At 71.1% G+C, this 14807-nt stretch carries 16 protein-coding genes, 2 tRNA genes and 1 pseudogene; 12 read left to right on the forward strand and 7 right to left on the reverse strand.

What is annotated here, in order from left to right; translation table 11 throughout:
* Positions 1–917: 917 nt before the first annotated feature.
* Positions 918–1028: pseudogene (locus ACIBCA_RS00005) on the forward strand (transposase); the annotation flags it as partial.
* Positions 1029–1295: 267 nt separating this feature from the next.
* Positions 1296–1808, forward strand: coding sequence for a hypothetical protein (locus ACIBCA_RS00010; protein WP_396280446.1), 513 nt, complete (start codon positions 1296–1298; stop codon positions 1806–1808).
* 332 nt (positions 1809–2140) lie between these two features.
* Here ACIBCA_RS00010 and ACIBCA_RS00015 read toward each other — a convergent pair whose 3' ends face one another.
* On the reverse strand, positions 2141–2485 hold the full coding sequence (locus ACIBCA_RS00015; protein WP_396280447.1) for a hypothetical protein: 345 nt from the start codon (positions 2483–2485) through the stop codon (positions 2141–2143).
* A gap of 189 nt (positions 2486–2674) precedes the next feature.
* On the opposite strand from ACIBCA_RS00015, the gene ACIBCA_RS00020 reads away from it, so the two are divergent.
* Positions 2675–3913, forward strand: a complete 1239-nt coding sequence (locus ACIBCA_RS00020) for an IS701 family transposase (protein ID WP_396280448.1) — start codon at positions 2675–2677, stop codon at positions 3911–3913.
* A gap of 61 nt (positions 3914–3974) precedes the next feature.
* Here the strand turns inward: ACIBCA_RS00020 and ACIBCA_RS00025 are convergent, their stop codons facing one another.
* On the reverse strand, positions 3975–4163 hold the full coding sequence (locus ACIBCA_RS00025) for a hypothetical protein (RefSeq protein WP_396280449.1): 189 nt from the start codon (positions 4161–4163) through the stop codon (positions 3975–3977).
* Positions 4164–4301: 138 nt separating this feature from the next.
* Here ACIBCA_RS00025 and ACIBCA_RS00030 point away from each other — a divergent pair, with 138 nt between their 5' ends.
* The 4 genes from ACIBCA_RS00030 (at position 4302) to ACIBCA_RS00045 (ending at position 6664) form a co-directional block, all read left to right on the forward strand.
* The gene (locus ACIBCA_RS00030; RefSeq protein ID WP_396280450.1) at positions 4302–4895 is read left to right on the forward strand and encodes a DUF2867 domain-containing protein; all 594 of its coding nucleotides are present in this window, start codon (positions 4302–4304) and stop codon (positions 4893–4895) included.
* Between the two features lie 236 nt (positions 4896–5131).
* A tRNA-Gln gene (locus ACIBCA_RS00035) sits at positions 5132–5203 on the forward strand.
* A gap of 12 nt (positions 5204–5215) precedes the next feature.
* Positions 5216–5300: transfer RNA gene (locus tag ACIBCA_RS00040), tRNA-Ser, on the forward strand.
* A 179-nt stretch (positions 5301–5479) separates the two neighbouring features.
* A complete protein-coding gene (locus ACIBCA_RS00045) occupies positions 5480–6664 on the forward strand; it encodes a hypothetical protein (protein WP_396280451.1) in 1185 nt (394 codons plus the stop codon).
* A gap of 69 nt (positions 6665–6733) precedes the next feature.
* Here the strand turns inward: ACIBCA_RS00045 and ACIBCA_RS00050 are convergent, their stop codons facing one another.
* Positions 6734–7126, reverse strand: a complete 393-nt coding sequence (locus tag ACIBCA_RS00050) for a Dabb family protein (protein ID WP_396280452.1) — start codon at positions 7124–7126, stop codon at positions 6734–6736.
* 77 nt (positions 7127–7203) lie between these two features.
* Here ACIBCA_RS00050 and ACIBCA_RS00055 point away from each other — a divergent pair, with 77 nt between their 5' ends.
* Positions 7204–7848, forward strand: coding sequence for a TetR/AcrR family transcriptional regulator (locus ACIBCA_RS00055; RefSeq protein ID WP_396280453.1), 645 nt, complete (start codon positions 7204–7206; stop codon positions 7846–7848).
* A gap of 256 nt (positions 7849–8104) precedes the next feature.
* On the opposite strand, the gene ACIBCA_RS00060 is transcribed toward ACIBCA_RS00055, so the two are convergent.
* Positions 8105–9367: a hypothetical protein gene (locus tag ACIBCA_RS00060; RefSeq protein WP_396280454.1), complete on the reverse strand. Its 1263-nt coding sequence runs from the start codon at positions 9365–9367 to the stop codon at positions 8105–8107.
* A gap of 73 nt (positions 9368–9440) precedes the next feature.
* Between ACIBCA_RS00060 and ACIBCA_RS00065 the strand changes: the two genes are divergently transcribed.
* Complete coding sequence (locus ACIBCA_RS00065; protein WP_396280455.1) at positions 9441–9983, forward strand: DUF6328 family protein; 543 nt, start codon at positions 9441–9443, stop codon at positions 9981–9983.
* Between the two features lie 280 nt (positions 9984–10263).
* Here the strand turns inward: ACIBCA_RS00065 and ACIBCA_RS00070 are convergent, their stop codons facing one another.
* Positions 10264–10644 (reverse strand): hypothetical protein, encoded by a 381-nt coding sequence (locus ACIBCA_RS00070; protein WP_396280456.1) that lies wholly within the window; start codon positions 10642–10644, stop codon positions 10264–10266.
* Between the two features lie 453 nt (positions 10645–11097).
* Here ACIBCA_RS00070 and ACIBCA_RS00075 point away from each other — a divergent pair, with 453 nt between their 5' ends.
* On the forward strand, positions 11098–11544 hold the full coding sequence (locus tag ACIBCA_RS00075) for a hypothetical protein (RefSeq protein WP_396280457.1): 447 nt from the start codon (positions 11098–11100) through the stop codon (positions 11542–11544).
* Here the strand turns inward: ACIBCA_RS00075 and ACIBCA_RS00080 are convergent.
* The gene (locus ACIBCA_RS00080) at positions 11541–12275 is read right to left on the reverse strand and encodes an HAD family hydrolase (protein ID WP_396280458.1); all 735 of its coding nucleotides are present in this window, start codon (positions 12273–12275) and stop codon (positions 11541–11543) included. The genes ACIBCA_RS00075 and ACIBCA_RS00080 overlap by 4 nt on opposite strands.
* On the reverse strand, positions 12272–12571 hold the full coding sequence (locus ACIBCA_RS00085) for a YciI family protein (RefSeq protein WP_396280459.1): 300 nt from the start codon (positions 12569–12571) through the stop codon (positions 12272–12274). Before ACIBCA_RS00085 ends, ACIBCA_RS00080 begins: the two co-directional genes overlap by 4 nt.
* Before the next feature lie 281 nt (positions 12572–12852).
* Between ACIBCA_RS00085 and ACIBCA_RS00090 the strand changes: the two genes are divergently transcribed.
* Complete coding sequence (locus ACIBCA_RS00090) at positions 12853–13227, forward strand: hypothetical protein (protein ID WP_396280460.1); 375 nt, start codon at positions 12853–12855, stop codon at positions 13225–13227.
* 64 nt (positions 13228–13291) lie between these two features.
* The gene (locus ACIBCA_RS00095; RefSeq protein WP_396280461.1) at positions 13292–14803 is read left to right on the forward strand and encodes an FAD-binding protein; all 1512 of its coding nucleotides are present in this window, start codon (positions 13292–13294) and stop codon (positions 14801–14803) included.
* The last annotated feature ends 4 nt before the right edge of the window (positions 14804–14807 follow it).

Here is a 14807-nt window from a genome sequence, read left to right on the forward strand (position 1 = left end):
CACACCATCCACCACCCGCCAATACCCATGCCCCTGCCACGTCATCCCGCCCACCCCCACACCCATCGACTCAACCCTCACGCCGCCCTCACGCCGCCACGCCAAAACTACCCCGCCCCCACCCCCACCCACCCCCCACCACCCCCGAAAACCACCAACCAACACCACCGAACCCGAACCCACCCAAACCCCCACACACAACACAACCAGACACACCCAAACAACCACCCCACACCCCACCACCCACCCCCACCACCCAAACCCCAGCCAGTACACCGGAAACCAGCCACAACGACCACCCACACCCCCAACCAACCACCCCAACACCAACACCAGCCGGAAGACCACACACCCCGGACCCCACGAAAGCAAACAACCCGCCGAGACAACCCCCACGCCACGGCCACCACCCCCACCACACATCAGACGACCACCCACGACACCGAACCCGACAACAACGACACCACCGCCACCCACCACCACGACAACCCCACCACCCCAGGCACCGACCAGCACACACCACACCCCGCACGAACACGGAAACACCTTCGCCATAAACCCCACACCCCCGGCCTTCACACCCCCCTCGACACCATCACCACCCGGTACCACGCCCGGTACCCGCCCGACTCCCACGACCACCAGAACGAACACACCCGCAACACCCACCACCCCACCACCCACACCGCGCGCTACTCCCACGGCCACACCACCAACACCCAGACCCCGCACCCCCCACCACCCCCGGCAGACCCACACCAACACCCACCTCAAAACCCCACACCAGATGGCCACCCCCACCACCGACATCCACCACTCCCTACGACCCGACACCCCCACCCCCCAACCCCACCACCCACCCCAGCGCCCACCCCGGGACGGACAAGCCCACCACAACGAGACACAAAGAGCACGGGCGGGGCGGGCAGCCGGAGGCGTACTGCCGCCGCGCGATGCTGGACGCGATCCGCTACCTCGTAAACAACGGAACGAAGTGGCGGGCGATGCCGGCCGACTTCGCGCCGTGGGCCGGGTATGCGCCTTCTTCCTCCGCTGACCCCGCACCCGGACATGGTGGCGCCGGGCGGGCTGCGGGCGACCGTGCAGATGACCAAGTCGTACATGGGCGGCTGATCCCGTGCGGAGCGGGTCCGGTGAGGCCGTTGGCGTCGGCAGTCGGGGCCGCGTCAGCGGTTCGCTCGAACAGGTGAAATGTGGGGTTGATTGTTTTCTTTTCATTGCCCTGGGCATGGCTGTGCGATGGCAAAGAAACCGAAGACCGAGGGAGACCCGTCATGGCCGAAGATACGCGGCGTTATGCCTTCCTGAGTGCAAGCTTCCTGTCGAAGCAGTACAAGTCCGTTCCGCCCGAGGTGCTCGAAACCGCCATCTTCCTCTTCAGTGGAAAGAGGAGCTGGCTGTTCCCGAAAAACAGGGAAGAGATGCTTGAGGCCCGAAGCCTGCCGACCAAGTACCTTGAGTTCGATGAGGACTTTAAGTCCCTCATTCTGCACAAGGAGGCTCAGGGGCTGGCGTTCTGGCTGCTGCCGGATAAGGACTACAAGAAGGTCTCGGCGTGGATCGAGAGAATCACCGACCCAGTGAGCAAGGGGAACTATCTCCCTCTCATCCTGGACGAGAGCTGGTGGCTCACCGAATTCAATCCGAAGGACGCCAAGTTCGCCAAGGATGCTCAGCAGATCATCGACAACTTCAAGCAGGGTGAATTCGATTACGACTCGGTGATGGAGCTGCTCCACCAGAGCAACCCGACGATCGCTCCCACCCTGTACTGGGCGGAGGGCTGATGCTGAATGGCTGTTTCGTTCCGGCCTTGAGGGGTGCCGGTCGAATGGGAGTCCCGATTGGCTGAGTGCAGCGGCCGACGTGCATGAAGCAGGGCCTCTTGGTAGCTCGAAGGGTGTCTACGCCGAAGAGCGGTCCAGGGGGCCCTGTTGTCGCAGCCGTCTGGCAGGACGTCGGTTAGTACTCCTAGTACTCCAGCGATAGATCGTGATCTTGGCGAGTACTCGGGGGGCGGCTGGTGGTCATCTCCGACGGGAGTCGGTGTCGGGCTGACCTGACCGGCGAGGGTGCACTGCGGCTGCTTGCCGGGCAGCTGTGCCGTGGTCGGCGTTGCTCACCCGTCGGTTGGCGGCTGGGCTTCCATCGCTTCTGCCTGCTGGAACATGGCATTGGCCTTGTCGTCCCAGTCCGGCCCGAAGGACAGGAGGTCTGCGGCGGCTTCGCGGTGGAGCGCCGGGTCGTCCGGGCGCTGAAGGCAGGCCAGCCGGAACGCCAGGTTACGAGCCCAGACGGGCAGTCCCATCCAGTCGTCCGAGAGCACCTGGTGCACTGCGTCGAGGATCTCCTCGGGGCCAGCGAAGGTGATCGTCTCGATGAATGTCCGCTCGGCGTCGCCGATCGTGATCGCGCTGCTTTCGCCTGCCAGGATCGCGCGCGTGGCAGAGGGGAGGTCCGACATGGCGTGGTGTCTCTCCTCAGATCTTCAGCTGGTGTCGCGGGCCGTGGCTCGTGATGTCGCTGATCGGGGCCGGGCGGGGACATGGGTGCGGCCACCGTTGATCATCAGTGTGTGAAGACAAACGATCAGGCGGTGGCCGCAGGTCACAGCGTAGACCCTGCCCGCTGGCAGGAGGCATTCGAGGACCTGATGAACCGCATCGCAGGCCGGTTCACGCGAGTCGAACCTCGACGCCGGATACGACGGCTGGTCCTGGGACTGCTCTCAGATCTGCCTCGCAAGAACTGCTGGACCATCGCCGAGTGGGCCGGGGAAGCGGCCCCGGACGGCATGCAGCACCTGCTGAACCGCGCCAAGTGGGACGCCGACGCCGTCCACGACGACCTGCGCGACTACGTGGCCGAATACCTCCATGACGACCAGGCCGTGCTGGTGGTCGACGAGACCGGCGACGTGAAGAAGGACACCCATACCGTCGGCGTCCAACGCCAATACACCGGCACCGCGGGCAGGATCGAGAACTCCCAGGTCGCCGTCTACCTGGTCTACGCCGGTCAGCGGGGTCATGCCGCAGTGGACCGCGAGCTCTACATCCCGCGCTCGTGGACCGACCAGCCGGACCGCTGCCGCGCCGCCGGACTCGACCCCGACGCAGGGTTCGCGACCAAGCCCGAACTGGCGACGCGCATGATCGCCCGGTTCCTCGATGCCGGCCACCGCGCCCGTTGGGTGGCCGGCGACGAGGTCTACGGCGGCAACCCGAAACTGCGCACCGCCCTGGAGGAACGCGGCACCGGGTATGTGCTGGCGGTAGCTCGCACCCATGAAGTCGCCACCCAGGCCGGGAAGTTCCGGGCGCACACCCTGCCCAAGAAGCTCCCCAAGCGGGCCTGGCAGAAGCTGTCCGCCGGGGCTGGAGCCAAGGGGCAGCGTTTCTACGACTGGGCGGTGATCGACCTGCCCGAACCCCAACTGGGCCACCGTCACCTGCTCATCCGCCGCAACCGCACCACCGGCGAGCTCGCCTACTACCGCTGCTACTCGCCCCAGCCAGTCCCACTGACGACCCTGGTGCGGGTCGCTGGATCAAGGTGGCGGGTCGAGGAGACCTTCCAGTCCGCAAAGGGCCTGGCCGGACTGGACGAGCACCAGGTCCGCCGCTTCGCGTCCTGGTCCCGCTGGGTCACCCTTGCGATGCTCGCCCACGCCTTCCTGGCCGTGCTCCGCGCCGACGAACACGCCCGCCACCCCGCTCCGGACGACCTGATCCCGCTCACCTGCAACGAGATCGCACGTCTGTTCATGACCCTCGCCGTCCAGCGCGTCCAGGACGCGGCACACCGACTTCGCTGGTCCCACTGGCGACGCTGCCACCTGGCCCGGTCCCAGGCCAGCCACTACCACCGCCATGCCTCAAGCCCAGCATGATCACGATCTACCGCTGGAGTATTTGCCCGCGACCCCTTCGCCTCATGTCCTGACGTGCGCCCTACCGCTTCTGGGCTCTGTACCGCTTGAGGAGAGCGGTGAGCCGAGCCGGGTCGGCCTCGCCGTTCAGTTCGGCGGTGAGGTCGTCGGGGCAGAGTTCGTAGAGGTCGCCCCACCAGCGGCGTCCTCGGTTGTCCCAGATGCGGTACCCGCCGGGCACGCCTCTGGCCACATAGCGACGCCTACCCACCAGGCCTCCGCCGAGAGCAAGGCCCACGCTCGTAGCCCACTTCCCCTCCCTCGCGCTCTGCTGGGGAGGATAGCCGGAGACGCAGGCTTACGATTCGGGGGACCTGTTCGGCTCCCGGCAGGGAAGGCGGCATCGCCCATGAGACTTCCGCGCGAAGCCCACACCGAGCGGCCGTGGCGGATCCACGAGATCACCCGCGACTTCCGGATCGAGGACGTCTGGTCCTTCCGCACCCCCGGCGCCGGGGCGGACGACTTTCCCGTGATGCTCGCCGCCGTGCGGGCCGGCGGACGCTCCGACCAGGAGAGCCGGGTGGCGCGCGTGCTGTTCGCGGTGCGGCGGAGGCTCGGCGATCTGTTCGGCTGGGACGAGCCCCGGGACGCTGTAGGCGGCCGGGTCCGGTCGCTGCGCGAACGGCTGCCGCGCGACCTGTTCGAGACCGTCGACGGCACCGAGCGCGACGACCTGCCGCTCACCCCCGTCTACCGGCTCCCCGACGAAGAGGCCCGTGAGCTCGCCAACAGGACCGTCCACGCCGTCATGCACCTGGGCTGGATTCCGACCGGCGACGGCGGGTACGAGCTGCGGATGGCCGTCCTGGTCAAGCCCAACGGCCTGTTCGGACGGCTCTACATGGCGTTCATCGCACCGTTCCGCCATCTGATCGTCTACCCGGCACTCACCCGCCAGTGGGAGCGCGCCTGGCGCGACCGCGACAGCCTGCTCGGCTAGGTCTTGCCCTGAAATCCGGTTGCCCGCGATGCGGTGCTCGTGCACAGTAGGCGCATCGGCCCCAGCATCAGCGCAGTGGAGAGGAACGCGAGATGAGCAGCAGCCAGTCGTACCGGCGTTCCTCGAGTTCCCAGCGGAGCTTGGCGGTTCCCTCCACGCGGTAGACGGCGTCGAAGCGCCTGGCCGCCCGCGTGGGAACTCCCCCGCCAGGGCGGCTTTCTCGTGCCGCCCCGCAGTGCCGGATGGTGCAACTGGCAGCACACCTGACTCTGGATCAGGCGATCGGGGTTCGAATCCTCGTCCGGCAGCGCAGCACACCTGGAGAGTTGGCCGAGTGGTAAGGCAGCGGCTTGCTAAGCCGTCGTCGGGGTCACACCCGCGCGCGTTCGATCCGCGCACTCTCCGCAGTACCGGGCCAGGCCCGCCCATCGGCATTTCGCTGCGCTCGCGCCCAACTTCGTGAAGACTGAGTGAAGTTGACGTGCGCCAGGCAAGGTGACGCACGTCGATTCTCCATGCGAGACATGACACGGCATCAGCACAGTGCCATTCCGAAGTAGTCCACGAGACGAGGAACGCACGTCATGAGCATTGGTACACGAGCCCTGCGCGCCGCAGGCGCGGCCACCATCGCCCTGGCCACCGTCAGCGCCCTCACCCTGGGAGCGGCAGGAAGCGCAGCCGCCGATCCGGCGGTCGACGCGGCCGTCGACCTGCCCCTCCCGTTTCCCAGCACCTGGACCGACCCCGTCGCGGTCAACGACAGCGGGGTGATCGTCGGCACCGCCACCAACACGGCCAACCAGGACTCCGCGGTCCGCTGGAGCGCGGACCTCACCCCCACCGTCCTCCCCCGCCTTCCCGGGGACACGTACAGCCGGGCCGCGGCCGTCAGCGACGACGGTACGGCCTTCGGCTACTCGGGGAACTACCACCCGGTGCGCTGGGCCCCCGACGGCACGGTCACCCCGCTGCCGCTGCTTCCCGAGGACGCCGGTGGCTGGGGCTACATCTACACGGCCAGCCGCACCGGAGTCGTGGTCGGATCGTCCGAGCACGCCCTGAACTCCCACGGGGTGATCTGGACCCCGGACGGCAGGGTCGTCCGGCTCGCGCCGCTGGCCGGCGACGTCAGCAGCCAGGCCGTCACGGTCAACAGCTCGGGCGAGTCCGCCGGTGTGTCCCGTGCGGCCGACGGCACCACCCATCCCGTGAAGTGGCGCGCGGACGGCACCCCCGTCGCACTCGACCCGGCCCACGCCTACAACGGCGCGTGGGTGGTCCAGATCAACGACGCCGGCACGGTGCTCGCCCGGAGCGCCACGCCGGTCGGGGCCCCGAACAGCGAGTGGCGATCGCTGACCTGGAGCGCCACTGGCACCGTCACCGACCTGGGCCGCCAGTCCTCCGCGAACGCCATCAACGCCTCGGGCACCGTCGTCGGCAAGCGGACCGGAGCGGACGGCATCGACTACACCGCCACGAGGTGGAGCCCCGGCGGCACCGCCACGACGATCGGCTCCGCCTACGAGTACACCACGGCCGTCGCCGTCAACGACGCCGGTGTCTCCGTCGGGTACACCGGGGTCAAGGTGCCGTCCGACCAGCACCGTTACGCCCTTCGCTACGAGGCCGACGGGAGCCTGACCGAACTCAACGTGCTTCCGGAGACCGACTACTCCTTCGCGAGCTTCGTCACCAACTCCGGCCTGACCGTCGGCGTCCGTGTCAACGGTTCCACCCACCTTCCGGTGATCTGGCGTCCGTAGCCACCGCCCGCCCGGGGCCCACCCGATGTGCCGGCTGGGCCCCGGACGCGCGGCTAGGGCAGGGTCGTCCTACGCGACGGCGAGCAGCGGCGTGAGGTCGGCCGCCCACTCCGGGTACATCGCGACCTTCTCCTCGTGCAGGGCGAGGATCCGCTCCGCCAGGTCGGGTGCCGGGTCGTCGGACATGTCCGGGCCGATGGCGATCTTCGCCAGGTACGGGAGGATCTGCGGATCGCCGGCCAGGTGCACGGGGTCGTGCATGTAGCGGCGCAGGGCCGTCGTGTCCTCGATGCCCACGCAGTAGGCGTGGGTGAAGCCGTCGGGTACGCCGAGGTTCTGGCCGACGGCCGAAAACACGACCGAGTCGACGGCCGCGGTGCGGCGCATGACCGCCAGTACGTTCTCCTTCTCCTCCTCGCTCACGGCGTCCTTGAACGCGAAGCGCAGCGTGTGAACGATCACGAGTCCCCCAAGCATGCGTCAACTGAACCAGCTGGTTCAGGAATCTGGTCTTGTTGGTTCGGGTCTAGACTGAACCCATGGGTTCAGATTCGTCAACTGCCGTCAGTGGTGCCGGTCGTGGTGCGCGCAGTCGTGAGCAGCGGCGGGAGGCGATCCTGACCGCCGCCTTCACCGTCTTCGCGCGGCGGGGCTATGCACAGACCTGCGTCCAGGAGGTCGCGCGGGAGGCGGGAGTCGCCAAGCCGACCGTCTACAACCACCTCGACGACAAGGAGGCCCTCTACCGGGAGGCCGTCCAGGCCGCCGCCGGCCGGGTCGCCGAGCAGGGCCTCACGGCCGTCGAGTGGCTCCGGGGGGTGGCGGGCGGCCAGGTGCGCGAGGCGCTGACGGCCACCGGGCAGGCCCTCACCGAGCTGTGGCACGGGCCGGAGGCGACCTCCTTGCGGGAACTCGCCTGCGCGCACGCCGAATCGTTCCCCGGCCTCACCGCCGACCTGCGGGAGCGCACCGCCGTACGCCTCCAGCGCGCCCTCTCCGACCACCTCGCCCGCCTGGCCCTCGCAGGCCACCTACGCCCCTGCGACCCGGACCGGGCAGCCGAGCACCTTCTCGCCCTCCTCACGGGTCCGGCGCGGTTCCGCCCGTACGGCGCGGGGAGCGATGAGGGCGCCGAGGACGCGAGGCAGGCCGTCGAGGTCTTCCTCCGTGCCTACGGAGTTTGATCGGGCGGGAGCTTGGCCCCTGTCACGCACCATGTCGGCTACGGCTTCGACGGGCAGGCCGTCTCGGCCGCGCTGGAAGCCGAGACGGAGGCTGCTGCGGAAGGCAACGGCGGGCTCCTGCCCGCTTGTTGCGAGCGGCCTGCGCCTCGCCGCCGACGATGGGGGCGACGAAGTGGGTGTGCGCATCCAGGGCCCGCTGAGCGCGGAGCTCGGCCTGCGGGTGGACACCTTGATCGCCGCCTACTCGGGCGGCTCGTCAGTCGGACGAGCCGTCGACGGGCCTCCAGACGTCCGCCGTCGTGCGGTTGGTGACGACCGTCTCCGGCCCGGCGCCGTGCGCCGCCAGGGTGGCGGCGATGAGGGCGTGGCCGGCGGGGAGGTCGTCGCGGATGAGGATGTCCAGCAGGATCAGGTCCGAGAGGATCTCGCCGGTCGCGCTGCGGCGCATCGTGGCCCCGCAGATCTCGGCGTTGCCGAGGCCCGCCTCGGCGAGGCGGCGGTTGAGGTCCTCCGTCACCGTGCGGCCGTAGCCGAAGGGGCGGCCGAGGACGGGGAGGTCGAGTTGGAGGTCCCAGTGGCGGGCGGTGGCGAGGGGGCTCGGGCCGTACCAGCGGGTGAGGAGTGAGCCGGGCGGGAGGGCGGCGAGGGTTTCGACGGCCCAGCAGGCTTCGGCCTGGTCGTGCGGGTCGGACACTGCCCGGAGGAGTACGGCCTGCCCGTAGCCGGCCGTGCGGAGGGCGGCGGCGAGGGCTGGCAGATGGGTGGCGCCGTCGGGGGCCGTGCAGCGGGTGAGGGCGGTGGCGACGGCGGGGTCGGCGAGGGCGGGGTCGGTGGCGGCGTCGGCGAGGATGCGGTCGGCGCGGGTGAGGAGGTCCGCGTAGGCGGCGAAGGGGAAGCTGCCGTCCTCGCGCCGGAGGGTGTAGAGCGGCGGGCGGGAGGAACGCTCCTGGGCCTGGGTGGCGACGAGGTGGCCGTCCGGTCCGGTGGCCGCCCACGTCAGGCCGCTGCCCGCCAGGTTGCGCCATTCCCACCACTGCCTGGTCTCGGGGCGAAGACCCGTCGCCGCGCCGGGGCGGACGTGGCGGAAGGCGGCGTCGACGAGGGGGCTCATGACGTCGGGGTCGTCGTTCTCGTCGAGGACGGTGAAGGTGGCGAGCAGTGCGAGGACCGGGCCGGGGTGGCGCAGTTCGGGGTCGACGAGGGCGAACGCCCGGGCCAGGCGGTCGAGTTCGCCCCAGCGCAGGGCGTGCGGGATGGGGTGGGCCTGGTCGAGCCAGCCGAGGGCGGCGGGCTCGTCGAGGCCGGGGGCGTCGAGGTCGAGGGTGTAGGTGCCGTAGGTCAGGTCGACGTCGAGGACCAGCGCATGGCCGTCGCCGAGAGCGAACCGGGCCGTGAACTCGTCCTGCCGGTCGTCTTCGTCCCAGTGGTCTTCCTCGTAGGTGTCGTCGTGTTCGAACAGGTAGCGCGGCCAGAAGTCGGGGTCGGTGAGGCGGGCGTTGAAGGCGTGGTCCAGGGGCACGGTGGGGACGCTAGCAGCCGGTACTGACAACACGTCCGGGACGGGCGAAGGGCCGGGGCGCACAATGTGACGTATGACCAGCAGCGATACGCCCCCGTCCCCGGGAAGCAACGAGCCCCTCGGTATCCCCCTCCCCTCGGCCCCGCCGCCCGGCTGGGAGAACCCGGCGGTGCGCGCGGACCGGCGGCTGGTGGAGCTGCTGCAGGAGCTGAGGGTGCTGCAGACCGGGGTGCAGATCGTCTTCGCGTTCCTCCTCGGCGTCGCCTTCACCCCGCGGTTCGCCGAGCTGACCGACGCCCAGCAGGACATCTACGTGACCACCCTGCTGCTGACCGTCGTCGCCTCCGCCGTCCTGGCCACCCCGGTGGCGCTGCACCGGGGCCTGTACCGGCACCCGGGCAAGGCGCAGATCGTGACGGTCTCCGCCCGGGTGGCGCAGGTGGGCCTGCTGCTGCTCGCCTCCGCGCTGACCGGCGCGGTGCTGCTGGTGCTGGACGTGGTGCTGGGGGCGCCGCTGGCGGTGGCGATCACGGGTGTCGTGGCGCTGATCTTCGCCTCGCTGTGGTTCGTCCTGCCCTGGGCCGTACGCCGTCCCCTGCGCCGCGACGGGGAGTGATCAGCCGGAAGTGACCGGCGGCAGGCACGCTCACGGCAGCGGCGCGCAGCCGCAGGACGGCGCTCCCGCTGCCCGCTGCCCGTCGCCCGTGCCCGGCCGGTGGGCGACGCCGGTGGGGGGCGTCGGCTGCCCGGGCGGGCGCGGGCGACGGTGCGGGACCGGACCGGGGCCGGCTGTCGGGCGCCGGGGGCCAGGCCGGGGAGTCGCGCGGCTCCCCTCACCCCCTTCAGAGTCCGCCGACGGGCCGGACCGCTTACTCGGGCGCGTCATGCTCGGGGCCTCAGGAGTCCTCGATGTCCGAGATCAGCTTGGTCGCGAGGTCGCTCTGCACGGCCAGCGTGGTGCGGCCGGCGTCCGCCCCGGCGCCCCAGGTGAGCGTGACGGTGGTGAACAGGTGCCCGGCGCCCGAGTCGTGGTAGCGCACCGCCCAGTGGGTGGGCACGTTCTGGGCGCGCAGCACGCCGTCCGCGTGGTTGGCCTCCTCCCAGGCGGCGAGCCGCTGGCGCAGGTCCTCGGTGAGGTAGTGGGCGCGCAGCTCGCCGCCCAGGTCGTCGGTGCCGTCGGAGACGGCGTCGATGTAGGCGCCGTAGAAGTCGGCGACCCGGTCGACCGCGGAGTCGGGGCTGCCTTCGCGCGACGCGGGGCTGGTTGCTTCGGACATGAGAGGATCTCCCTCCATCGGGGGAATCAAGCTTCCATCGTCCTCAACGAGCTTACGCCCCAAGGGGTTTCGCGCATTCGGCCATATTCCGCGGCCGGGATTCACCGGCGCCGGGCGGCCGTGGTGGCGATCGCCTTCAGCTCCTCCACCGTCAGCGCCGGGGTGCCGGGCAGGGGCTGGATGTCGTCCTTGCCGTTCCACTCCGACACCATGACCGGGTGCCGTCCGGGTGCAGCGCCTCCACGATCCAGCGCAGGGCGCGCCACCACCGGTCAGCAGGAAGGCGGTGCGGACCAGGTGCCGTCCGCGGACGGCGGCGAACTCCTGGAAGTCGTGGGTGGTCGTGCGCTCCATGCTCTTCCAACGCGGTGGGGCCGAGATCTCGTCGCACCCTACCGGCGGCGCGAGGAATCCCGTTGGCCCGCGGCCGGGCGGGCGTGGCAGGCTGCCGGAGTGATCAATGAGCTGTCCCCTCGGAGCCTGGTCTGGAGCCAGGTGGCCCCGGCCCCCCACCCGTTCGATGCCGAGGCGGCCCCGCAGGTCGTGCGCTCGCTCGGGCCCGCCCTGCGGGTGCCCGTTCGTCCCGATCTCGCGGGGAGGGCGGACTGGACGTCGCAGCAGGCGCGGCCCTGGGCCGACGCCATGTCGCACGCGCTGATCGTGCGGTACGGCGCCTGGGCGGCCGGATGGCGCTGGGCGATCGGCGAGGGCGACTTCGACGGCGGCCCGGTCGGCGCGTGGTGCTGCCCGCCGCACTCCGTGACCACGCCCGAGGAGACGGTCGACCGGGTCGTCGAGGCGCTGGGCGAGTGGCGCGGGTGGCTGGAGGACCTGGCCGAGCGGTTCGACCGGCACCCGCTGGACCTCGCCTCCGCCGGGGAGGACCCGATCCGGGGCTAACTCCCTAGCAGGGACGGGAGTTCACCGAGCCCGCGCAGGAGGTGTACGCCCCGCGCCGGGGTGCCGCCGGTGCCGGGGCGGTCGAGCCAGAAGGCGGTCAGGCCGGCGTCGCGGGCGCCGAGGGCGTCGACGTCGTGGCGGTCGCCGACGTAGGCGACCTCCGATGGATTGAGGCCGAGGGCGGCGCAGCCGGCGTGGAAGATGGCGGGGGCGGGTTTGGGCTGGCCGAACTCGTCGGAGCAGATGAGGACTTGGTCTCCGGGGAAGTGCTGGAGCAGGCCCGTGATGTCGAGCTTCTCACGCTGGTGGCGCAGGGAGGAGTTGGAGACCACGCCGAGGCGGTGGTGCGGGGCGAGGGCGGCGAGGGTGGGGGCGGCGTCGGGGAACGCGGAGCGGGCGGCGTCGCGGTGGGTGACGTAGCCGGCCCACCAGGCGGCGGCCTGGTCGTCCGTCAGGGCGGAGCCGTTCTCGCCGAGGTGGTCGAGGAACGCGCGGGCGCGGGCGCGCTGTTGGCCGGGGAAGGTGAGTTCCCCGGCCAGGAAGCGGGCGTAGTGCGTCTCCATGATCTCGCGCCAGAGGCCGACGGCCGCCTCCGCGTCGGGGAAGCGGTCGAGCAGGCCGCGCTCGCCGAGGTGGGCGAGGAGGCCCGTGCGGTCGGCGCCGGAGTAGTCGTAGAGGGTGTCGTCGATGTCGAACAGGACGCCTCTGATGCCCTCGATCCGCTGGCTCATGCGGGCAGTTGCTGGCGGAAGCCGTCCAGGGCGGGGGCGGTGGTGGTGGCGATGAACTCCGACACGCGGTACTCGGCCAGCCCGGCGAGGAGGAAGGGGTCGGTGGCGACGAGCGCCTCGATCTCGGCCCGGTCGTCGCCGACGGCGAGGATGAACCCGCCCTCGCGGGGCACCTTGCGCCCGGCGACGAGGAAGGTGCCGGACTCGATGTGCGAGCGCACCCAGGCGATGTGATCGGCCAGTTCGACGTCGATCCGGTCCAGTGTGGCGGTGTAGGACAGCTCCAGGATGAACATGGGCTCCACCCTAGTCCTGGGCGCCGACGGCCCGTCCGGCCGGGGCTCCCCGCAGCGTGTCAGGTCCGATCCTGCCAGGTCGGAGGGGGTTTCGGTAGGACGTAGCGCACCCTTTCCCTCCCTTGCCCCGGTACGGCGCCGGCCCGCAGACTCGTCCGCATCCACTCCTCCGGCCTTCGCGCCGCCGCCCGCCCCGGGCGGCGTGCGCGCACGCCGTGCTGCCCGGACGCCGGGCGCGCAGGGGTGGGGGACGAACGGACGACATGAAGGGGGCGCACGGGATGCGAGTGCACAACGACCTGGTGCTGAAGGCGCGGATGCGGCTGCTGAGCCACGACGGGCGGGTGCTGCGCGGCGAGGAGGGCCTGCGGGTGTACCGGATGCTGTTCCCGCTCGCGCCGCGGGTGTACGGCTCGCGCCTGGCGTACGTCCTGATCGAGGCGAGCCGCCGGCCCGCCCTGGCCGCCCTGCCGGAGCGGCGGCGCGCCCTGCTCGAGGAGGCCCTGGCGGCGGCGCGGGTGCTGGACGCGGACCAGCCGTACCGGGCGAAGACGCTGGACCGCGCCCTGCGCGACCTGGCGCTCCTGGACGCCCAGGAGACCACCGCGGTGACACCGGAGGATCAGCCGGGGCCGGAAGGACGTGCAGGGCAGTAGGTGAACGGAGCACATCTGCGGTACAACATTGCTCATTTGACGCATGATCGGAGAAACGCCTGATATGAGCAGCACCACCGGACTCTCCCGCCGCGCCCTCCTCGCCCGAGCCGGCGCCGGAGCCGCCGCCGTCCTCGCCGTCGGCTGGAACACCGCCACCCGCGCCTGGGCCGACGCCCCCGGCCCGCAGGTCGAACAGCTGCCCGCCCTGGACGGCGCCGTCAGCCTCCAGGGCGGCGAACTCGACCGCTTCGCCTCCGACTTCGGCCACTTCGTCCGGCAGTCCCCGCGCGCCGTGCTGCACCCCGGCTCGGTGCGCGACGTCCAGCGGGTCGTCGCCTTCGCCCACCGCCACCGCATCCACGTCGCCGTCAACGGCCAGAGCGGGGACACCGCCAAGGTCGGCACGGCCGGGCTGGAGTCCCACTCCAGCTACGGCCAGGCCAACCCCCGCGGCGGCATCGCGATCGACGCGCGCGGCCTGTCGCGGATCGTCTCCGTGCAGCCGGGGCGCATCGTCGTCGAGGCGGGCGCGACCTGGGCGCAGCTGACCGACGCCGCGCTGGCGATCGGCTGGGCGCCGCCGTGCCTCACCGACTACCTGCACCTGTCGATCGGCGGCACGCTCAGCGTCGGCGGCATCGGCAACGGGGTCCGGCACCACGGGCTGCAGACCGACACCGTCGAGTCCGTGCGGGTGGTCACCGGCACGGGCGAGCTGGTCGAGGCTTCGCGCGAGCGGCACCGGGACCTGTTCGAGGCCGTCCTCGCGGGCGTCGGGCAGGCGGGCGTCATCGTGGGCGCCACTCTGGCGCTCGTCCCGGCGCGGGCCCGCGCCCACGTGTTCGGCCTGTCCTACGACGACCTCGGCACCTTCCTCGCCGACCAGGAGCGGGTGCTGGCGGACGGCCGCTTCGACCTCCAGGTCGGCGAGGCCGCGCTCGCGAAGGACGGCAGCGGGCACTGGCGCTACAAGGCCGAACTGGTGGCCCACTCCGACGAGGGCCAGCCGGTGGACCAGGCCGCGCTGCTCGCCGGGCTGAACCCGGTGGCGGCGGAGACGACCGTGACCGAGCAGAGCTGGCGCGAGTACGCGTTCCGGGTGGACGGCTTCGCCGACTACCTGCGCGCGGCCGGGTTCTGGGACCTGCCCAAGCCCTGGCTGAGCCTGTTCGTGCCCGCCTCCGCGGCGCGGGAGTTCATGACCAGGGCGCAGGCCGAGATCGGCCCCGCCGACCTGGGCGCGGGCATCCTGCTGTTCTACCCGTACGCGCGGGAGCGGATCTCCACCCCGCTCGCCGTCCTGCCGCAGGAGCCGGTCGGCTGGCACTTCGACCTGCTCGCCTTCCCCGGCCCGGGCGCGGACCTCCCGGTGATGCTGCGGCGCAACCGCCGCCTGCACGACCTGGCCGTACGGCTGGGCGGCAAGCGCTACCCGATCGGCGCGGTGCCGGACCTGACGGAGGCGGACTGGCAGCGGCACTACGGCGCGCTGTGGGGGCGGGTCCAGCGGGCGAAGCGGCGCTTCGACCCGGCGGGCATCCTCGCCCCGGGGCAGGGCATCCACGCGTCCTGACCGC

This window comes from Kitasatospora sp. NPDC051170 (assembly GCF_044455705.1).
Lineage (GTDB): Bacteria > Actinomycetota > Actinomycetes > Streptomycetales > Streptomycetaceae > Kitasatospora.